9 protein-coding genes and 1 pseudogene are annotated in these 15,468 nt (G+C 33.3%); 7 read left to right on the plus strand and 3 right to left on the minus strand.

The features are described 5' to 3' along the window. Positions 1-12: 12 nt before the first annotated feature. Positions 13-639, minus strand: a complete 627-nt coding sequence (ausB, locus tag HMPREF2864_RS07105; RefSeq protein ID WP_002460956.1) for an aureusimine biosynthesis 4'-phosphopantetheinyl transferase AusB — start codon at positions 637-639, stop codon at positions 13-15. Next, positions 636-7,817 (minus strand): aureusimine non-ribosomal peptide synthetase AusA, encoded by a 7,182-nt coding sequence (ausA, locus tag HMPREF2864_RS07110; protein WP_070545403.1) that lies wholly within the window; start codon positions 7,815-7,817, stop codon positions 636-638. The genes ausB and ausA overlap by 4 nt, the downstream gene beginning before the upstream one ends. A gap of 369 nt (positions 7,818-8,186) precedes the next feature. On the opposite strand from ausA, the gene HMPREF2864_RS07115 reads away from it, so the two are divergent. The 6 genes and pseudogenes from HMPREF2864_RS07115 (at position 8,187) to HMPREF2864_RS07140 (ending at position 12,644) form a co-directional block, all read left to right on the plus strand. Then, positions 8,187-9,002: a tandem-type lipoprotein gene (locus HMPREF2864_RS07115; RefSeq protein WP_070572163.1), complete on the plus strand. Its 816-nt coding sequence runs from the start codon at positions 8,187-8,189 to the stop codon at positions 9,000-9,002. Positions 9,003-9,090: 88 nt separating this feature from the next. Then, positions 9,091-9,653 (plus strand): annotated as a pseudogene (locus HMPREF2864_RS07120) (tandem-type lipoprotein). A gap of 267 nt (positions 9,654-9,920) precedes the next feature. After that, positions 9,921-10,706: a tandem-type lipoprotein gene (locus tag HMPREF2864_RS07125; RefSeq protein WP_002460948.1), complete on the plus strand. Its 786-nt coding sequence runs from the start codon at positions 9,921-9,923 to the stop codon at positions 10,704-10,706. Further along, a complete protein-coding gene (locus HMPREF2864_RS12165; protein ID WP_060795127.1) occupies positions 10,703-12,028 on the plus strand; it encodes an alpha/beta hydrolase family protein in 1,326 nt (441 codons plus the stop codon). The genes HMPREF2864_RS07125 and HMPREF2864_RS12165 overlap by 4 nt, the downstream gene beginning before the upstream one ends. After that, positions 12,028-12,354, plus strand: a complete 327-nt coding sequence (locus HMPREF2864_RS07135) for a hypothetical protein (protein ID WP_002460945.1) — start codon at positions 12,028-12,030, stop codon at positions 12,352-12,354. Before HMPREF2864_RS12165 ends, HMPREF2864_RS07135 begins: the two co-directional genes overlap by 1 nt. A gap of 2 nt (positions 12,355-12,356) precedes the next feature. Then, positions 12,357-12,644: a hypothetical protein gene (locus HMPREF2864_RS07140; RefSeq protein WP_002460943.1), complete on the plus strand. Its 288-nt coding sequence runs from the start codon at positions 12,357-12,359 to the stop codon at positions 12,642-12,644. A 416-nt stretch (positions 12,645-13,060) separates the two neighbouring features. On the opposite strand, the gene HMPREF2864_RS07145 is transcribed toward HMPREF2864_RS07140, so the two are convergent. Then, positions 13,061-14,023 (minus strand): L-lactate dehydrogenase, encoded by a 963-nt coding sequence (locus HMPREF2864_RS07145; RefSeq protein ID WP_002460942.1) that lies wholly within the window; start codon positions 14,021-14,023, stop codon positions 13,061-13,063. 708 nt (positions 14,024-14,731) lie between these two features. Here HMPREF2864_RS07145 and HMPREF2864_RS07150 point away from each other — a divergent pair. Next, the gene (locus HMPREF2864_RS07150) at positions 14,732-15,445 is read left to right on the plus strand and encodes a GntR family transcriptional regulator (protein ID WP_002460941.1); all 714 of its coding nucleotides are present in this window, start codon (positions 14,732-14,734) and stop codon (positions 15,443-15,445) included. The last annotated feature ends 23 nt before the right edge of the window (positions 15,446-15,468 follow it).

Here is a 15,468-nt window from a genome sequence, read left to right on the forward strand (position 1 = left end):
CCGCTCCTGTCATTAAAATAATTGTTTTAAAGGCACATCTACTATTTCGAATGGATGATTGCTACTTATATGACAGAGTTGAATGATACAGTTGTCTATAAGATGTTGTTTGAACTTTATGGTGTGGTGCTGATAGTATAATGGTTTTGTCACATCGTAATATGCTAATCCTCGTATTAGACCTTCTCCTATCATTTTTGAATAACTTTCTTTTTTGGTCCAAATTGTATAGAAGTCTTCAAGTGTTTGTATTTGATTGAATTCGTTTGTTGAAAACTGTTTGGCGATGTTTAAATCATCCATGCCTTTTATTTCTTCAATATCTGCACCTATAGGCAAATGGTCTATTGCGCAGATAATATAAGGGAAACTGTATGAAAGATTCACATAGATGTCGATTGGGCTTGCAATTTTGACGTGTCCATTAGGCTGGATATCATATGACCATTGGCTTGGCATGAGTCCATGGGTGTGTTCGATGCTGTATTGTATCAATAAGTCGCCTATACGATGCATCCATTTATCCTTAGAAAAACGATATGTTAGACGTTCGGGCTTTTTCAATTGTCGATGACTTTGAGACATCCAGTGCGCAATGTCTTTATAAGTATGGTTCATTTTGGTAATAAATAATTTCATCTATGGTATTCTTTACATTCAAATTTTTCATTGAGTAGTTCCCGCCATTGATATAACCAATGTTGTGTAACTTTAGGCCATACTTCGTCTAAATCTCTAAGCAAATTTTGAGTCATTGATGACTGGGTGACACCAGTTATTTGGTTGGATGCTTGACTATTTAATCCAATTACTTCATGCATGTTTAATTCATGTAAGGCTTTATCAAATTCCTCATCATTGATCAGTGGCAAGTCGGTATCTTTTGTTTCTTCTAACACGTTTTTCATTGTGAGTACATGCGGTGAATAGACGTGATAGATGATAGGTGTGGCATTTGAAATTGCTAGTGTCACGATATCTCTTGCAGTGATATCAATAAATGAAAATTCAATTTCTGTTTGTGAAAAACTGTCACCGATAAATGGTAATTTTAATAAATCATTCATGACGATTGAGAAACGATTTGTTGTTAAATTTTTCATATTTAGTTTTCCAGTATATGCGCTTGTTAAGTTGCCTAATCGCATGATTTGAGCATCTAAACCAGCTTCTATTGCTTCTAACACTTTGATTTCGCTATAGAATTTACTTTTTGTGTAAGGAGATGTGAATAGCTGACCTTTATATAAATCTTGTTCTGAAAAAGTATAATCCTCGGCATGGGAGTCAAATACTGTTCCTACACTAATTGTTGAAATGTAAATAAATCGCGCTTTATGTGTTTCAGCAAGTGTTAATAAATCTTCTGTACTTTTCACATTTACGTTGATAAATGCCTCATCATCTCCAAAATGATCTGTCCGTGCACCTGCATGAATAATGGTGTCAATATGACTTGTGATGTTTAATACATCTAAGTTGGAGAATTCACCTAATACGACTTCAATACGTATCATTAAGTCAGCAACATGTGCAGGATCAAAATAGCAACTTAAGTTTTCTTCTACTAATTGACGTGCGTCTTTCTTATTCAGTCCTCTCACTACGCAAGTAATTTTATCAGTATAACCGGTTAATTCATTAATTAAATATGCGCCTAAGAAACCTGTTGCGCCTGTTAATAACACATGACCTAGATGTCTTACTATCATTGGTTTTGAACGCATTTGATAGCGTTGTTTGATTAATGACTGTAATTGAGGTAAGTGATCCGGTAAAGTAACGCACGATTCGTCACTTTGTTGTTCTAAGTGTGCTGACAAATGACGGATTGTCTTATATTGATAAATATCTTGCATAGTAAGATGAATATGTTTCCTTTTAAGTTTAGAAATAAGGACCATAGTATCTAAGGAACTGCCTCCTAATTTAAAGAAGTCATCATCTATGCCTATCTCAGAAATATCTAGTATTTCTGCCATGATTGAGGCGAAAATTTGCTCGGTGTCATTTCTTGGTGGCTCAAATTGATGGTGATGCATTTCAGGATTTGGTAGCTTAGATTCATCAACTTTATCGTTACTTGTTAATGGAATTTCATCAATGGCAGTGAATGTATTAGGAATCATGTATTTTGGCAAGTATTGAGTTAATTGTTTAAGTAGATGCGATGCTATATCATGATTACCCACATAGTAGGCGTGTAATAAATCATGGCCGCCTTGTTGACGAATGATTACTACACTATCATCGACACCATCTAGCGCATTGATTACATTTTCAATTTCTTCTAATTCGATTCTATAACCATTGACTTTAACTTGTTTATCGATACGACCTAAAAATTCAATGTTGCCATCAGGAGTAAATCGTGCTAAATCACCACTTCTATATAGTTTTCCTGTACCAAAAGGATTGTCTATAAATGCTTGAGCGTTCAGTTCAGGTTGATTAAGGTAGCCTGCAGCAAGACTGTCTCCTGCAATACATAATTCTCCTGCGATACCGATGCCACATAATTGCATCTCAGAAACGATATAAACTTGAATGTTAGCTAAAGGCTGCCCGATTGGTATGGTTGATGGTATTGGGTCTCCTTTAGCGTGTGACCAAGTTGTTGTTACAACGGTTGATTCAGAAGGACCATAAGCATTGTAATACGTATCGCAATGTTTGGCAATGTGCTGTACAAATGAAGGTGTACTTGTAGCGCCACCAGTAATAATTTTAGGAATGTAAAATTGATGCATCACATTTAATACTTGAAGTGGTATGGATGCTACCGTTATTGCTTCCTTTGTAATCAGTTGTTCTAACAGCTCGGTATTAGTACGTTCATTTTTATTTGCAATAACAAGTGTGTGCCCATTTAATAAGCTAGAATAAATATCCATAGCAGATGCATCAAAGACATAATTTGAATATTGAATAATTGTTTCATGTTCTGAGAGCTCAAGTCGATCTGACCATGCGTTTACTAAATTAAGTATATTGCTTTGTTGAATGGACACGCCTTTAGGCATACCTGTGGTTCCTGACGTATAGATACAATATATTTCATCTTCTAGACTGCCCGCATACTCAGAAAATGGACGTTTGTTATTATTTGTCAGCTCTAAAGTTTCAAGCGCAATGGTTGGTATATTCATGTGTATATCTTTGCCATATGTGATAACGGCAGATGCTTGGGCATCTTTAATCATATAATCGATACGTTTATCTGGATGTGACACATCAATTGGAACATATGAGGCGCCAACCTTGATCGCAGCCACCATGCTAATAATCATTTCAAAGCTGCGTTCAGTGAGTAATGCGATACGGTCCCCAGATTGAACGCCGTTTACCGTTAATTCATATGCGAGTTGATTAGCATAGGCATCTAATGTTTGATATGTCATTGATTGGCCATTCATTCTAAGTGCTACATCTTCACTATGTTGCTTCACAACACGGTTAAAGCGCTGTTGAACCGTTTCATGGGTTGTATCGTCTCGTGTATAATAATTAACGTTTGTGTTTATCCAATCTAAGATATGTGGATCTTCTTGTATCTCTTTAATTTTTGGATTTGAAGTAGTAATCACATATTTGAAAATATTTTCAAGTTGTTGTGCCATCAATGGAATGGTTGCTTTACTATATAAATCAGTATTGTACTCAATGTTCACGGTATAGTCGTTATAATCTTCCTCGATAATAAAGGATAGATCAAACTTTGCTGTCGTGGATTGAGGTGGTATATGTGTCAAGCGACTATGACCAAAGTTAGCGTGATTTGTCTCATTATTTTGAAGCACAAGCATCACATCAAATAATGGGTTACGCGAAGGATCTCGGTCGCCAACTAAATCATTGACTAGGCTTTCGAATGGATATTCTTGTTGTTCATAAGCAGCTAAACTTGTCTCTTTCATTTCAGAAATAAATTGTTCCCAAGGCTTGTCATTTGTCGGTTGTCCACGATATACGAGTGTGTTGGCAAACATTCCTAGCATATTCTCAGTATCTCGATGTGTTCGTGAGCTAATCACGCTACCAATAACAAGGTCGTCTTGTCGTGTATATTTATGAAGCAGCACCATAATTGCGCTCGCAAAGAACATAAAATCAGTAATTTGATGTTGTTCAACATAAGACTTGAGTTGTGATTTGAATGTTTGGTCATAATGAAATGTCATCATATGACCATGTGTCGTTTTAATGCTTGGTCTAGGATAATCTGTTGGCATATTTAACACAGGTACACCATCTTCAAATTGTTCAAGCCAATAATGGCGTTGTGTTGATAAATCACGTTGTGCCATCCATTCACTATAATCTCTATATTGTAATGACAATTGAGGTAAAGATTTATTTTGATATAGCGCATTCAAATCTGCTAATAAAATCGTATTACTCATGCCATCGTTGATACTGTGATGTGTATCAATAAATAAATAGTGATGTTCAGGAGAGTGAATATATTTCATGCGTATTTGGCTTGGTTTTTCCAAGTTGAAAGGTTGCATATAGGCATGAATGATATCTTGTTCATCCGTTAAATCTGTAGTTACTTCCTCAAAGTCCGGAATAACATCTTTCGCAATGCGTTGTTTAACTTCATTATGATCAATAATGTATTGAGTACGTAATATTTCATGGCGCTGAATTAATTGTGACAAGCTACGTTGCAATTGATCGACATTTAATTCTGAAGTAAGGCGCCATAAAAATGGAATGTTATATACGGTATCTTTTGGATTTACACTCCATAATAAATACATACTTTTTTGAACAGCACTTAATTCGTATTGCGTATCTTCTGAAGCTTTAGGAATCACTTCATAGTGTTCATTTTGAGTCTCTTTAAGCTGTTGACTAAGGGCTTTAACAGTAGGAGACTTCATAATATCTCCAACTTTAAGGCGCTTTTGAAGTTGTTCTTCAATACGATTAACCACTAATGTCGCTCTCAATGAGTGACCACCCAGTTCAAAGAAATTGTCTTTAATACCTACGCGATCAACATGTAAAATTTCTTCAAATATGCGGCAAAGGACGCGTTCAAGTTCATTACGTGGCGCAATATAATTGGATTCATCAATCATATCAATATCTGGTAAAGCACGTGTGTCTAACTTACCATTGATTGTAATAGGAATTTTGTCTATTTTCATAAAATGAACTGGAATCATATAATTAGGTAGCGTGTGACTTAATAACTTCTTCAATGTGCTTGTTGATTGTGGTTGAGAAGCCTCATAATATGCCACAATTTGTTTATCACGATCTTGCTCATGTTCATGCACAACGACGACAGCTTTATTAATATCGCGTATCGCTTCGATTGCTTTTTCAATTTCTGATAATTCGATTCTGAAACCACGAATTTTCACTTGCTTATCGATACGACTAATGTAGTCGATATTACCATCTTCTTGTAGACGAACTAAGTCACCACTTTTATAAATCGCTTCCCCATTTAATGGAGATTTAACAAAGCTCTGTTGCGTTTGCTCAGGTTGATTCAAATAACCTTTTGCTAAACCTGAACCACCAATACATAATTCCCCAGGCACACCTACACCACATAATCGTTGACCTTGGATGACATAGACAGTCGTTCCATTAATCGGACTACCAATTGGAATACGTGCAGGCAATTTTGGTGGAATAGCATAAGTGGTCGTAAACGTTGTATTTTCAGTTGGACCATAACCATTGATTATTTGTGGGTGTCGTGCACGTGAATTCAATAGGTTTACCCATTTAGCATTCAACACTTCTCCACCGATAAGTAAATATTTGAGAGATTCTAACACTTCGATACGCTCACTGGCAATTTGATTGAAAAGTGATGAAGTTAACCACATTGTATTGACCTGTTTATCTGCAATGGTTTGGCCCAATTGCTTAGAATCAAGTAAAGTATCTTTTGATGTGATAATTAAGCGACCACCATTTAATAAAGCTCCGTAAATTTCAAAGGTTGCAGCATCAAAGGCAATCGTTCCTGATAATAAAATCACCGTGTCATCGTTAAGTTCAACATAGTTAGGTTGGTGAACTAGGCGATCGATACCTCTATGTGCGATGACAGTTCCCTTAGGTTTACCGGTTGTTCCAGAAGTATAGATGACATAGGCAGTGTCTTCTGGTGTATTAATGTGTGGCAGATTATCAATATACGTGCATTCTTCCCAATTGATTTCCTCCATTTTGATAAGAGGTAAGTCTGACTGCAGTGTTATATGATATGTGATTATCGCTTTAGGCATCGCATCTTTAAGAATATAGTGTGTTCTTTCTTGTGGATAGTCTGGATCAATAGGTAGATAGCCAGCACCAGATTTTAGAATACCTAATATAGCTACAATCATTTCCATACTACGTTCCATAATTAAAGCGACCGTATCATTTGGTTGAATGCCATAAGTCGTTCTCAATAAGTGTGCAATGTAATTGGCTTGTTGATTTAACTGACGGTATGTCATAGATTGCTGTTCAAATTGTAAGGCGATTGCATCAGGATGTTGATTAACTTGATATTCGAAGCGGCTCATTACAGTTTGATAAGCATCATTACCATTCAGTTGGGTCATACTATGACTATTTATTCTTTCGTATAATTGTAAGTCAGTTTGATCATTTAATTGAATCTCTTGTACTAACATAGTTGGTTGATTTACAGATTGCATATAAATGGTTGTAATTAAACGGCGTAATGTTTGAATCGTTAAATCATCATAGGCATTTGCATCGTAAACTAAGTCAAAACCACCATTTGCGAGTGGATAGATTTCAATATTCGCTAATGAAGATTTATTGTTGTACAAACGATGTACCTCATGTGAAACTTGATGAAGTTCAAAGTCGGCAACAACTGGTGTTACATGAAACATACTTTCTAATTCCATGACGTCAGCATTTGCTTCTGTAATGAATGACGCACCATGGTTTTGTAATGAATGAATTGCGGATGTCCAAGCTGTTAACAGACTGTCTACGGATGCGTGTTGGTCAATGTATAAACATACTGGGGACACATTTGAATTCGGTACCATCAACAACTCTGATTGTTTATTCGCTACTGGGAAGTGGATGTTCAATGCCACTTCGTTTGATTGACTCATAAAGTGATGTGCCAAATATGTGCTAACAGCTAATCGATGGATATCAAATGATGAGAGTTGTGTACGTACATAGCGCATCTCTTTTTTATCATAGACATTTTTTACAGGCATATAGGCATAATTTTCATTATCTGCATGAAGTACTTTAAATTGATTAAAGTCTTTTGGTGCATTTGGATTGCATGCTTTTTCGTTTATCTTTTGTACCGTCATATAGAATTGAGATATTCCAGCATGCTGATTGAGTGAATGTTTGTAAGCCTTATTTAATTCTGATAAAAATATTTGTAATTGGTTATCGTTAAAAATCATAGAATGGAAATCTAAAAGTAAGTATGCTTCATCAAGAAATTGATAAATTGTAAAGTTAAATTGAGGTAATTGATTTAAATAGTATGAATTCAATTTTTGTTGGAAGAAACTTTCGATATCAATATTTTTGGAATAGTCATCGAAAGCTTTTAATTCAATAAACGGGAAAAATTCTCGAATGCTTACACATAAATCATCCGAATCATCAATATTGAATTGTGATCTTAATACAGGTTGGTGTTGTACGACATTTAATAATGCATACATCAGTTGATGACAATCAATACGGGTATCCAATTTTACCCAATATGTCATCCGATGTGTTGAGGATGATTGTTTTAAATATTTAAGATAAAAATACTTTTGAAAATTCAATAGTTGTTTGTTCATTTAAGTCCTTCTTTCATATTCATTCTTTAATAAACATAATTAAGCATTCACATCTTCTTGTCTAGACAGTCTATATCATAATACATTTACCTGCATAAAAACAATTACCTAATTAAAAAATTTATAAAATCTTAATAAAAGCTTTTTAAAAAAATAATTATGATAATCTCAGTAAGGTTTGATAGTATTCGTATTTTTAATAATTGAATATTAAAACATATTTATTTAAAACGTAGTAGTTCAGACTACATTTGTATTGTTATAGGTGCACTTTTATGTTAAATACGCATTATATAAAAATTAAAATAGATTACATAAATATTGTTTGGTACTATAAAAGAGAAATTAATGTAAAAAAGGGGTGGAAGGATGAAACATTTAAAGAGATTAAGTCTGAGTATCGTTTTTTTACTGTTAATATTTTGTATTAGTGGATGTGGAAGCAGCCAAAAAGAAAACACTAAAACAGAAAGTAGTAAAAAAGAGTTTAGCAGAGAGGCACAAATCAAACAAAGCTTTAATAAGACATTAAAGCTATATCCTACGAAGAATCTCGATGATTTTTACGATAAAGAAGGTTTTCGAGATCAAGAATTTGATAAAGACGATAAGGGGACGTGGATTATTAGTTCTGAAATGACTATTCAACACAAAGATGAGAGTTTGAAGTCAAGAGGGATGACTCTATATGTAAATAGAAATACTAGAACAACAAAAGGTAATTTTATTGTTAGAGAAATAACAGAGGACAGTAAAGGCTATACACATAGTAAAGATAAAAAATATCCAGTGAAAATGGAACATAATAAAATTATTCCAACGAAGCCAATACATGACGACAAGTTAAAAAAAGAAATCGAAAACTTTAAATTTTTTGTACAATATGGCAAATTTAAAGATTTGAATGATTACAAAGGTGGAGATATTTCATACAATCCAAATGTACCGAGTTATTCCGCCAAATATCAGTTAAGTAATGATGATTATAATGTACAACAGTTAAGAAAACGATATAATATCCCAACGAAACAAGCACCGAAACTACTGTTGAAAGGTGATGGCGACTTAAAAGGGTCATCTGTAGGGCATAAAAACCTAGAATTCACTTTTGTAGAAAATCAAGAAGAAAATATCTTTTTTACGGATAGTATTAATTTCAAACCTACTGAGCGTGATGAATCATGAACAAACCGGGATATGAAATCTAGAGACATAATAGGTTATTCTAAACAGACCAAGCGTAGTATATAGAACAATATAAAGGAGTGAAAAGATGAAGCATTCCAAAAAACTAAAGTTATGTGCAAGTTTGTTTATCTTAGTCATTTTTGTTGGAGGATGTGGACCTTTTAACAAAGAAGCTCAAATTAAGAAAAGTTTTAATAAAACGTTAATTATGTATCCGACTAAAAATCTCGAGGATTTCTACGATAAAGAAGGCCTTCGAGATCAAGAATTTGAAAAAGGCGATAAAGGTACTTGGATTGTTCGTTCTGAAATGATTATTGAACCAAAAGGCAAGAATATGGAAACTAGAGGAATGGTGCTCTACATAAATCGCAATACTAGAACAACAAAAGGATATTTTTTAATAAGTGAGATAACCAATGATAGTAATGGATATGCGCATAATAAAGATAAAAATATCCAGTAAAAATGGAACATAATCAAATTATCCCAACGAAACAAGCTCCTGAATTAAAGTTGAAAGGCGATGGTGATTTAAAAGGCTCATCCGTAGGGTCTAAAGATTTAGAATTTAACTTTGTAAGAAATCAAGAAGAAAATATTTATTTTTCTGATAGTATCGATTATAAACCGACTGAGCATAGTTAATTATGAGCAAAACTGAATATCAAATAAAGTCTGACAATATAACGAGTATCTCTGAAGAAACAAACAGTGTATCAAAGATGAGCTGTGATTAGAAGCGTGTCATAAATGATGCGCTTTTTTGTGTAATATAATTATAAATAAATCATACAAAAATAAATTAAATTGATTGCTTATGCATTGTTTGCTAATATGAAAGTGAAATTGGTATCATTAAAAAATTTGTATGAATATATCATTTATATATAGAAAATATAAGGATGTGAAGGGATGCGACAGTCAAGGAAGTTAAAGCTCGGTATATGTTTGATCCTACTTATTATATTTATTGGAGGTTGTGTTATATTGACAAAAACAAATAGTCGAAATGCTCAAATTAAGGAAACATTTAATAAAACATTAAGTGTATATCCAACTAAAAATCTTGAAGATTTTTACGATAAAGAAGGCTTTCGAGATCAAGAATTTGATAAAGGAGATAAAGGCACTTGGATCGTTAATTCTGAAATGGTTATTGGACCAAAAGGTAAGAATATGGAATCTAGAGGAATGGTGCTCTATATAAATCGTAATACTAGAACAACAAAAGGATATTATTTTATAAGTGAAACAACATATGATAATAACGGTAGACCAAAGGATGATGAAAAGAGATATCCAGTGAAAATGGCGCATAATAAAATTATTCCAACGAAGCCAATACCGAATGATAAGTTAAAAAAAGAAATTGAAAACTTTAAGTTTTTTGTACAATATGGTAGCTTTAAAGATTTTAAAGATTATAAAAATGGAGATATTTCATACAATCCAAATGTGCCAAGTTATTCCGCCAAATATCAGTTGAATAATGATGATTATAATGTACAACAGTTAAGAAAACGATATAATATCCCAACGAAACAAGCGCCTGAATTAAAATTGAAAGGCGATGGCGATTTAAAAGGCTCATCCGTAGGATCTAAAAGTCTTGAATTTACCTTTGTAGAAAATAAAAAAGAAAACATCTATTTTGCAGATGCGGTACAATTTACCCCAAGTGAGGATAATAAATCATGAGTCAGATAGAATATCAAATAAACCCTGGCAATATAACAAGTAACTCTGAAGAAACAAGTTCGGTATCCAAAATAAGTTATGAAATAGAAAATGCGAATGATAATGGTTTAGACAAAGGCAAAATTAACAAGCAAATTAAAGCTTTAAAAAGAAATAATAATTTTCCTGGGAACTTAGAATACGTTGATAGTTATACCGATCCAAAAACAGGTACGACCACAAGTGCTTTTTTAAATAAAGAGACAGGAAAAGTTACTTTAGGTATGACAGGCACCAATTTACACAAAGGTGCAATGTTAAAACAAGCGTTTGGCGTTGCTTCTCCTCAAGACTATAGAGATGTGTATGAAACGCTAAATGATATTCGGGCAGATATCAATATTGGACTCCATTCCGTCACGGATAAAGATCCACATTATAAAAATACCCAAGACTTTATTAAAGGAATCAAAAAAGACTATGATATTGATACAATTACAGGACATTCTTTAGGTGGTAGAGATGCGATAATTTTAGGTACGAGTAATGACATTAAACATATCGTTGTGTATAATCCAGCACCATTGGCGGTCAAAGATGTGAGTATACTTTATGACGATGGGGAAGAACTTAAAAAAATGATTGAAAAGTATGATGGTCATATTGTGAGATTCGTGTCTAATCAAGATATATTAGATGCAGGTGTTCGCGATCTTATGTATGAAACTGCCGGAGAAAAAATAGTGATAAAAAATGGAGAAGGCCATTCAATGGATGGTTTTTTAATCAAAGGGACACAAGCTAAAATATTAGCCGAATTAAAAAGAGTCAAAGGATACCAAGACGCAAATAATAAATCATTTAAATCAGTTCGTAAGCAAACGAGACGTAGACTAGATAAAGTAGAGACGCTGAGAGCGAATTGGATTCAAACGAATGGTGGGGCGCTGTCTTCATCTCAACAACAATTATTAGAATCTTTAACGGCATTAACTATCGCCCAAGGATTAAGCCAATTGGTTGATGAAGAAAGTCAACATTTGAAAAAAATGTATCAATCGATGGCACATAAGTTTGGAGAAAATTGGAAAAAAGCTCAAGAAGCTGGGAATGAAATTGCTGAAAAACTAACCTTTGCAGAGGTCATAGATGAATTACGGGCAGGTGGCGCGTATGAAAGTAAACTTGAAACGGATCCCCAAAGAAAAATAGATAATAAGTTAAAAAAATTAAATGATGTTTCTAAAAATTGTGATGATTATATAGCTAAAATTAAACAGAGCATTCATGCAATTGTTGAAAAGGATAAAGCGTTAGCAAGTCAAATAGGTGGTATTATGTGATGTTTACAGAATATAAAAAATTAAGTGATCTTGAAAATGCCTATGATGTAGAAAGAAAAAAATTAAATGATGAATTAAATCAACTTTATGAACTAAAACATCAAACGCGCCGAAAATGTGAACAAATGTATGATCACTTCTTATATCTCAAACATAAACTGAATTATAGTGAAGCAGCTACTATCAAGATGACGCGTATTATAGAAGCATTTGATGGAGAAATGAATCAGCGTATCAGACATCAAGAAATGAAATTAGAAGATGATAAAGATACATTAAGAAGAGACTACTTAAAAAAATCTGCCAGAATTGAAGGAGATGAATAAGCATGATACGAGGTTCGAATGCCATACCAGATTTAGCAGTAATGGGAGGAATGATGGAAAAAGAACAAATTAGAACGGTTATTGCACCAGAACATGATCGAATGCATCATGACCATCAGAATAAGCTAAAAAGTGATGAAAAAATATTACTTGACCAAATGGTGAGTCATTTTAAAAAATTTGAAGGTGAATTTAAAAATGCGGCTCAAGGAGATTGGGTGAAAAGTGCAATGTCTGAATTAAATGATATAAGCGATGATTTAAAGCATATTCAGGATATCGAAGTATGATGATGTTGTCTAATAAGGATGTAGTTAGGATATATGTTAGTTATCAACTGTAGGGAAATAACAAATGAACATGTTGTTTTTCTGCAGTTTTGCTTTATCCAATGATATCATTATGTTTCAACTTGATATTCGTGTAAACGTGCTATGAATTTAAAAATGAAGGCTATAAAACGTTATATATGAAAATGTGCAATCATATTTTTAACTTCAAAGTATGGTCAAACGGTAATCACTGATAACAATTTAGATTATTTTCAGACAATCAGTTTAAGGGTAAAAAAACAATGATGCAAGCTGGAATGTACCTGAAATAGCTGTATATATGAAATATAAAGTATTATAATTAAGCCCAACATTATCGATCATCGACAGTGTTGGGCTCAAATCATTGATTATGTGGATTGTTTTCAGTAGTGTTATTTATCTTCTAATAGATATTTAATTGAGTTATATATATCTTCTAATGTTTTGACAGATTGATCAAATAGCGCTTTTTCTTTTTCATCTAATGGTAGTTCATATATTTTAACTGCTCCATCTTGATTGACCAATGTTGGCACACCTACATACACGTCACGATATCCACCGTATTGGCCTGTAAGTTGTGTTGATACATTTAATACGTTATTTTCGTTGTTTAAAATTGCTTTTGAAATACGCATTAATGCTAAAGCAATACCATAATATGTTGAACCTTTCGCTTGTATAATTTCATAGGCAGCATCACGAGTATTGACATAAATTTCTTCAGCTTTGGCTTCACTACCGGTTTTTTCTTTTAGTGCTTCGAATACTGGCATACCAGCAATGTTAGCTTGTGACCATACGGCTAATTCAGAATCACCATGTTCACCGATAATACTAGCATTTACACTTGCAGGTGCCACGTCGAATTCTCGACTGATTAAATATTGTAAACGTGCACTATCTAGTACAGTGCCTGAACCAATAACGCGTTCTGCTGGTAGGCCTGTATATTCTTTAATGAAGCGTGTTAGGATATCAACTGGATTTGCTGCAATTAAGAAGTAGCCATCAAAGCCACTATCCATCACACTTTTCACAATATCTTTCATGATTTTAGCGTTTTTCTCAACTAATTGTAAACGTGTTTCACCAGGTTTTTGCGGTGCGCCAGCTGTAATGACCACTAAATCAGCATCTTTACAGTCTGAATATGTACCCGCACTTATGTTAACTGGAGAAGGACAATGGGCTGTCCCATGGTTTAAATCTTGAACATCAGCATTGACTTTATCCGTTGCAATATCAATAATCACAAATTCATCAGCTACACTTTGCGTTACCATTGCAAATGCGTAGCTTGAACCTACTGATCCATCCCCGATTAATACAACTTTTTTACCAAATGCTTTCATAACTAATTCTCCTAACTATTTGATTTAATTTGAATGTACAATATTAAAAATATCTATTCAAAATAAATAATAATAATTTTCTTTCAGTATAATGTTTTGCTAAAAATTTACAAGTGATAGCATTGCTAGAAAGTAGCGTTAAATTACACTTGACCCTTTCAAAATACTGCAACAAGGGGTTATATCTATACCTCTAAAAATTTGTGACAATTTTTAGTATAGCACTTCAGAACATACTTATGATATTTATAGAGCGCGGTTCAGAACTACGGCAAGGCTGAATGTCAATATTAGTTTATAGACTAAAATATAATGATGTCTCAAATACTTTTAACTATGATCTAAAAAAGTATTGTATGTTCCTAATTGCAATTTTGAGTAAAGCGTATCAATTATAAATTTACATAAAATGGCCATAGTAAGTAAAAAATAACAATGCATTTCAAGGATAACATTTGTGCTGAAGCATCAAAAGTTATTCGTTACTGGACATTTAAAAAGTGGTTATATCCAGATAAATCGATATGTAAAAAAATTTAAGTATAACTGAATATTGGTAATTCCGTTTAAAATAATATGAATACTATTGTATTAAGCGTGAATTTAACTGCTATAGAATTAAAATAATATCAATTTATATGAAAACCTTTACAAATTTTTAAGCAAAGGTTATAATTCAAGTGGTTATAACCAGTAGGAGGAATAAAATTGAAGAAAGCGAACACGCCGTTATATTTTCAAATTTATGAAACACTTCATAAAGGTATAAAGTCCGGACTTTATCAGGAGGGAGATAAACTTCCTTCCGAGCGCAAACTTTGTGAAGAATATAACGTTAGTCGTATTACCGTCAGAGAGGCTTTAGACCGATTAGAGAAAGATCATCTAATTAAAAGAGAACACGGTAAAGGCTCATTTGTACTTGGAAGTCAATATACACAATTATTAAACAAATTGTATAGCTTTAAGGATGAAATAGAAAAAAACGGTGATGATGCCAGTACGAAAATGTTAAACATTGAACTTAAAGTATCTACACCCTTTTTACAAGAAAAAATGAACCTTGAACCATATCAATATGTATATGAATTAACAAGGTTACGATTGTCTAATGGCAAACCTTTAATCTATGAGGTGAGTTACTTACCATTAAGATTTTGTGAGGGGTTGGAGCGGTTTGATTTCAACAATGTATCATTATATGAGACTTTGAATCAACATTATAACATTCAAATTACCAACGCTTACGAAAATCTAGTTGCAAGTAAGTTGAATAAAAAATATGCAGCTTTGTTAAACGGAGAAGTAGATGATAGTTGTATGTATATTGAGCGCTTTAGTTACTACGGGGATGTGCTCATAGAGTATACCCAAAGTATCGCAAGTGGTCATAAGTATAAATATAAGGTAAAACTGATGTGATTTTGTTTAGATACAGGAGGTTT

This window comes from Staphylococcus sp. HMSC059F04 (assembly GCF_001812565.1).
Taxonomy (GTDB): domain Bacteria; phylum Bacillota; class Bacilli; order Staphylococcales; family Staphylococcaceae; genus Staphylococcus; species Staphylococcus lugdunensis.

Excerpts from the sequence above, each read along its gene's own strand:
- ausA (WP_070545403.1), bottom strand. The coding sequence starts at position 7,817 with ATGAACAAACAACTATTGAATTTTCAAAAGTATTTTTATCTTAAATAT.
- HMPREF2864_RS07135 (WP_002460945.1), top strand. The coding sequence starts at position 12,028 with ATGTTTACAGAATATAAAAAATTAAGTGATCTTGAAAATGCCTATGAT.
- HMPREF2864_RS07140 (WP_002460943.1), top strand. The coding sequence starts at position 12,357 with ATGATACGAGGTTCGAATGCCATACCAGATTTAGCAGTAATGGGAGGA.
- HMPREF2864_RS12165 (WP_060795127.1), top strand. The coding sequence starts at position 10,703 with ATGAGTCAGATAGAATATCAAATAAACCCTGGCAATATAACAAGTAAC.
- HMPREF2864_RS07145 (WP_002460942.1), bottom strand. The coding sequence starts at position 14,023 with ATGAAAGCATTTGGTAAAAAAGTTGTATTAATCGGGGATGGATCAGTA.
- HMPREF2864_RS07115 (WP_070572163.1), top strand. The coding sequence starts at position 8,187 with ATGAAACATTTAAAGAGATTAAGTCTGAGTATCGTTTTTTTACTGTTA.
- ausB (WP_002460956.1), bottom strand. The coding sequence starts at position 639 with ATGAAATTATTTATTACCAAAATGAACCATACTTATAAAGACATTGCG.
- HMPREF2864_RS07125 (WP_002460948.1), top strand. The coding sequence starts at position 9,921 with ATGCGACAGTCAAGGAAGTTAAAGCTCGGTATATGTTTGATCCTACTT.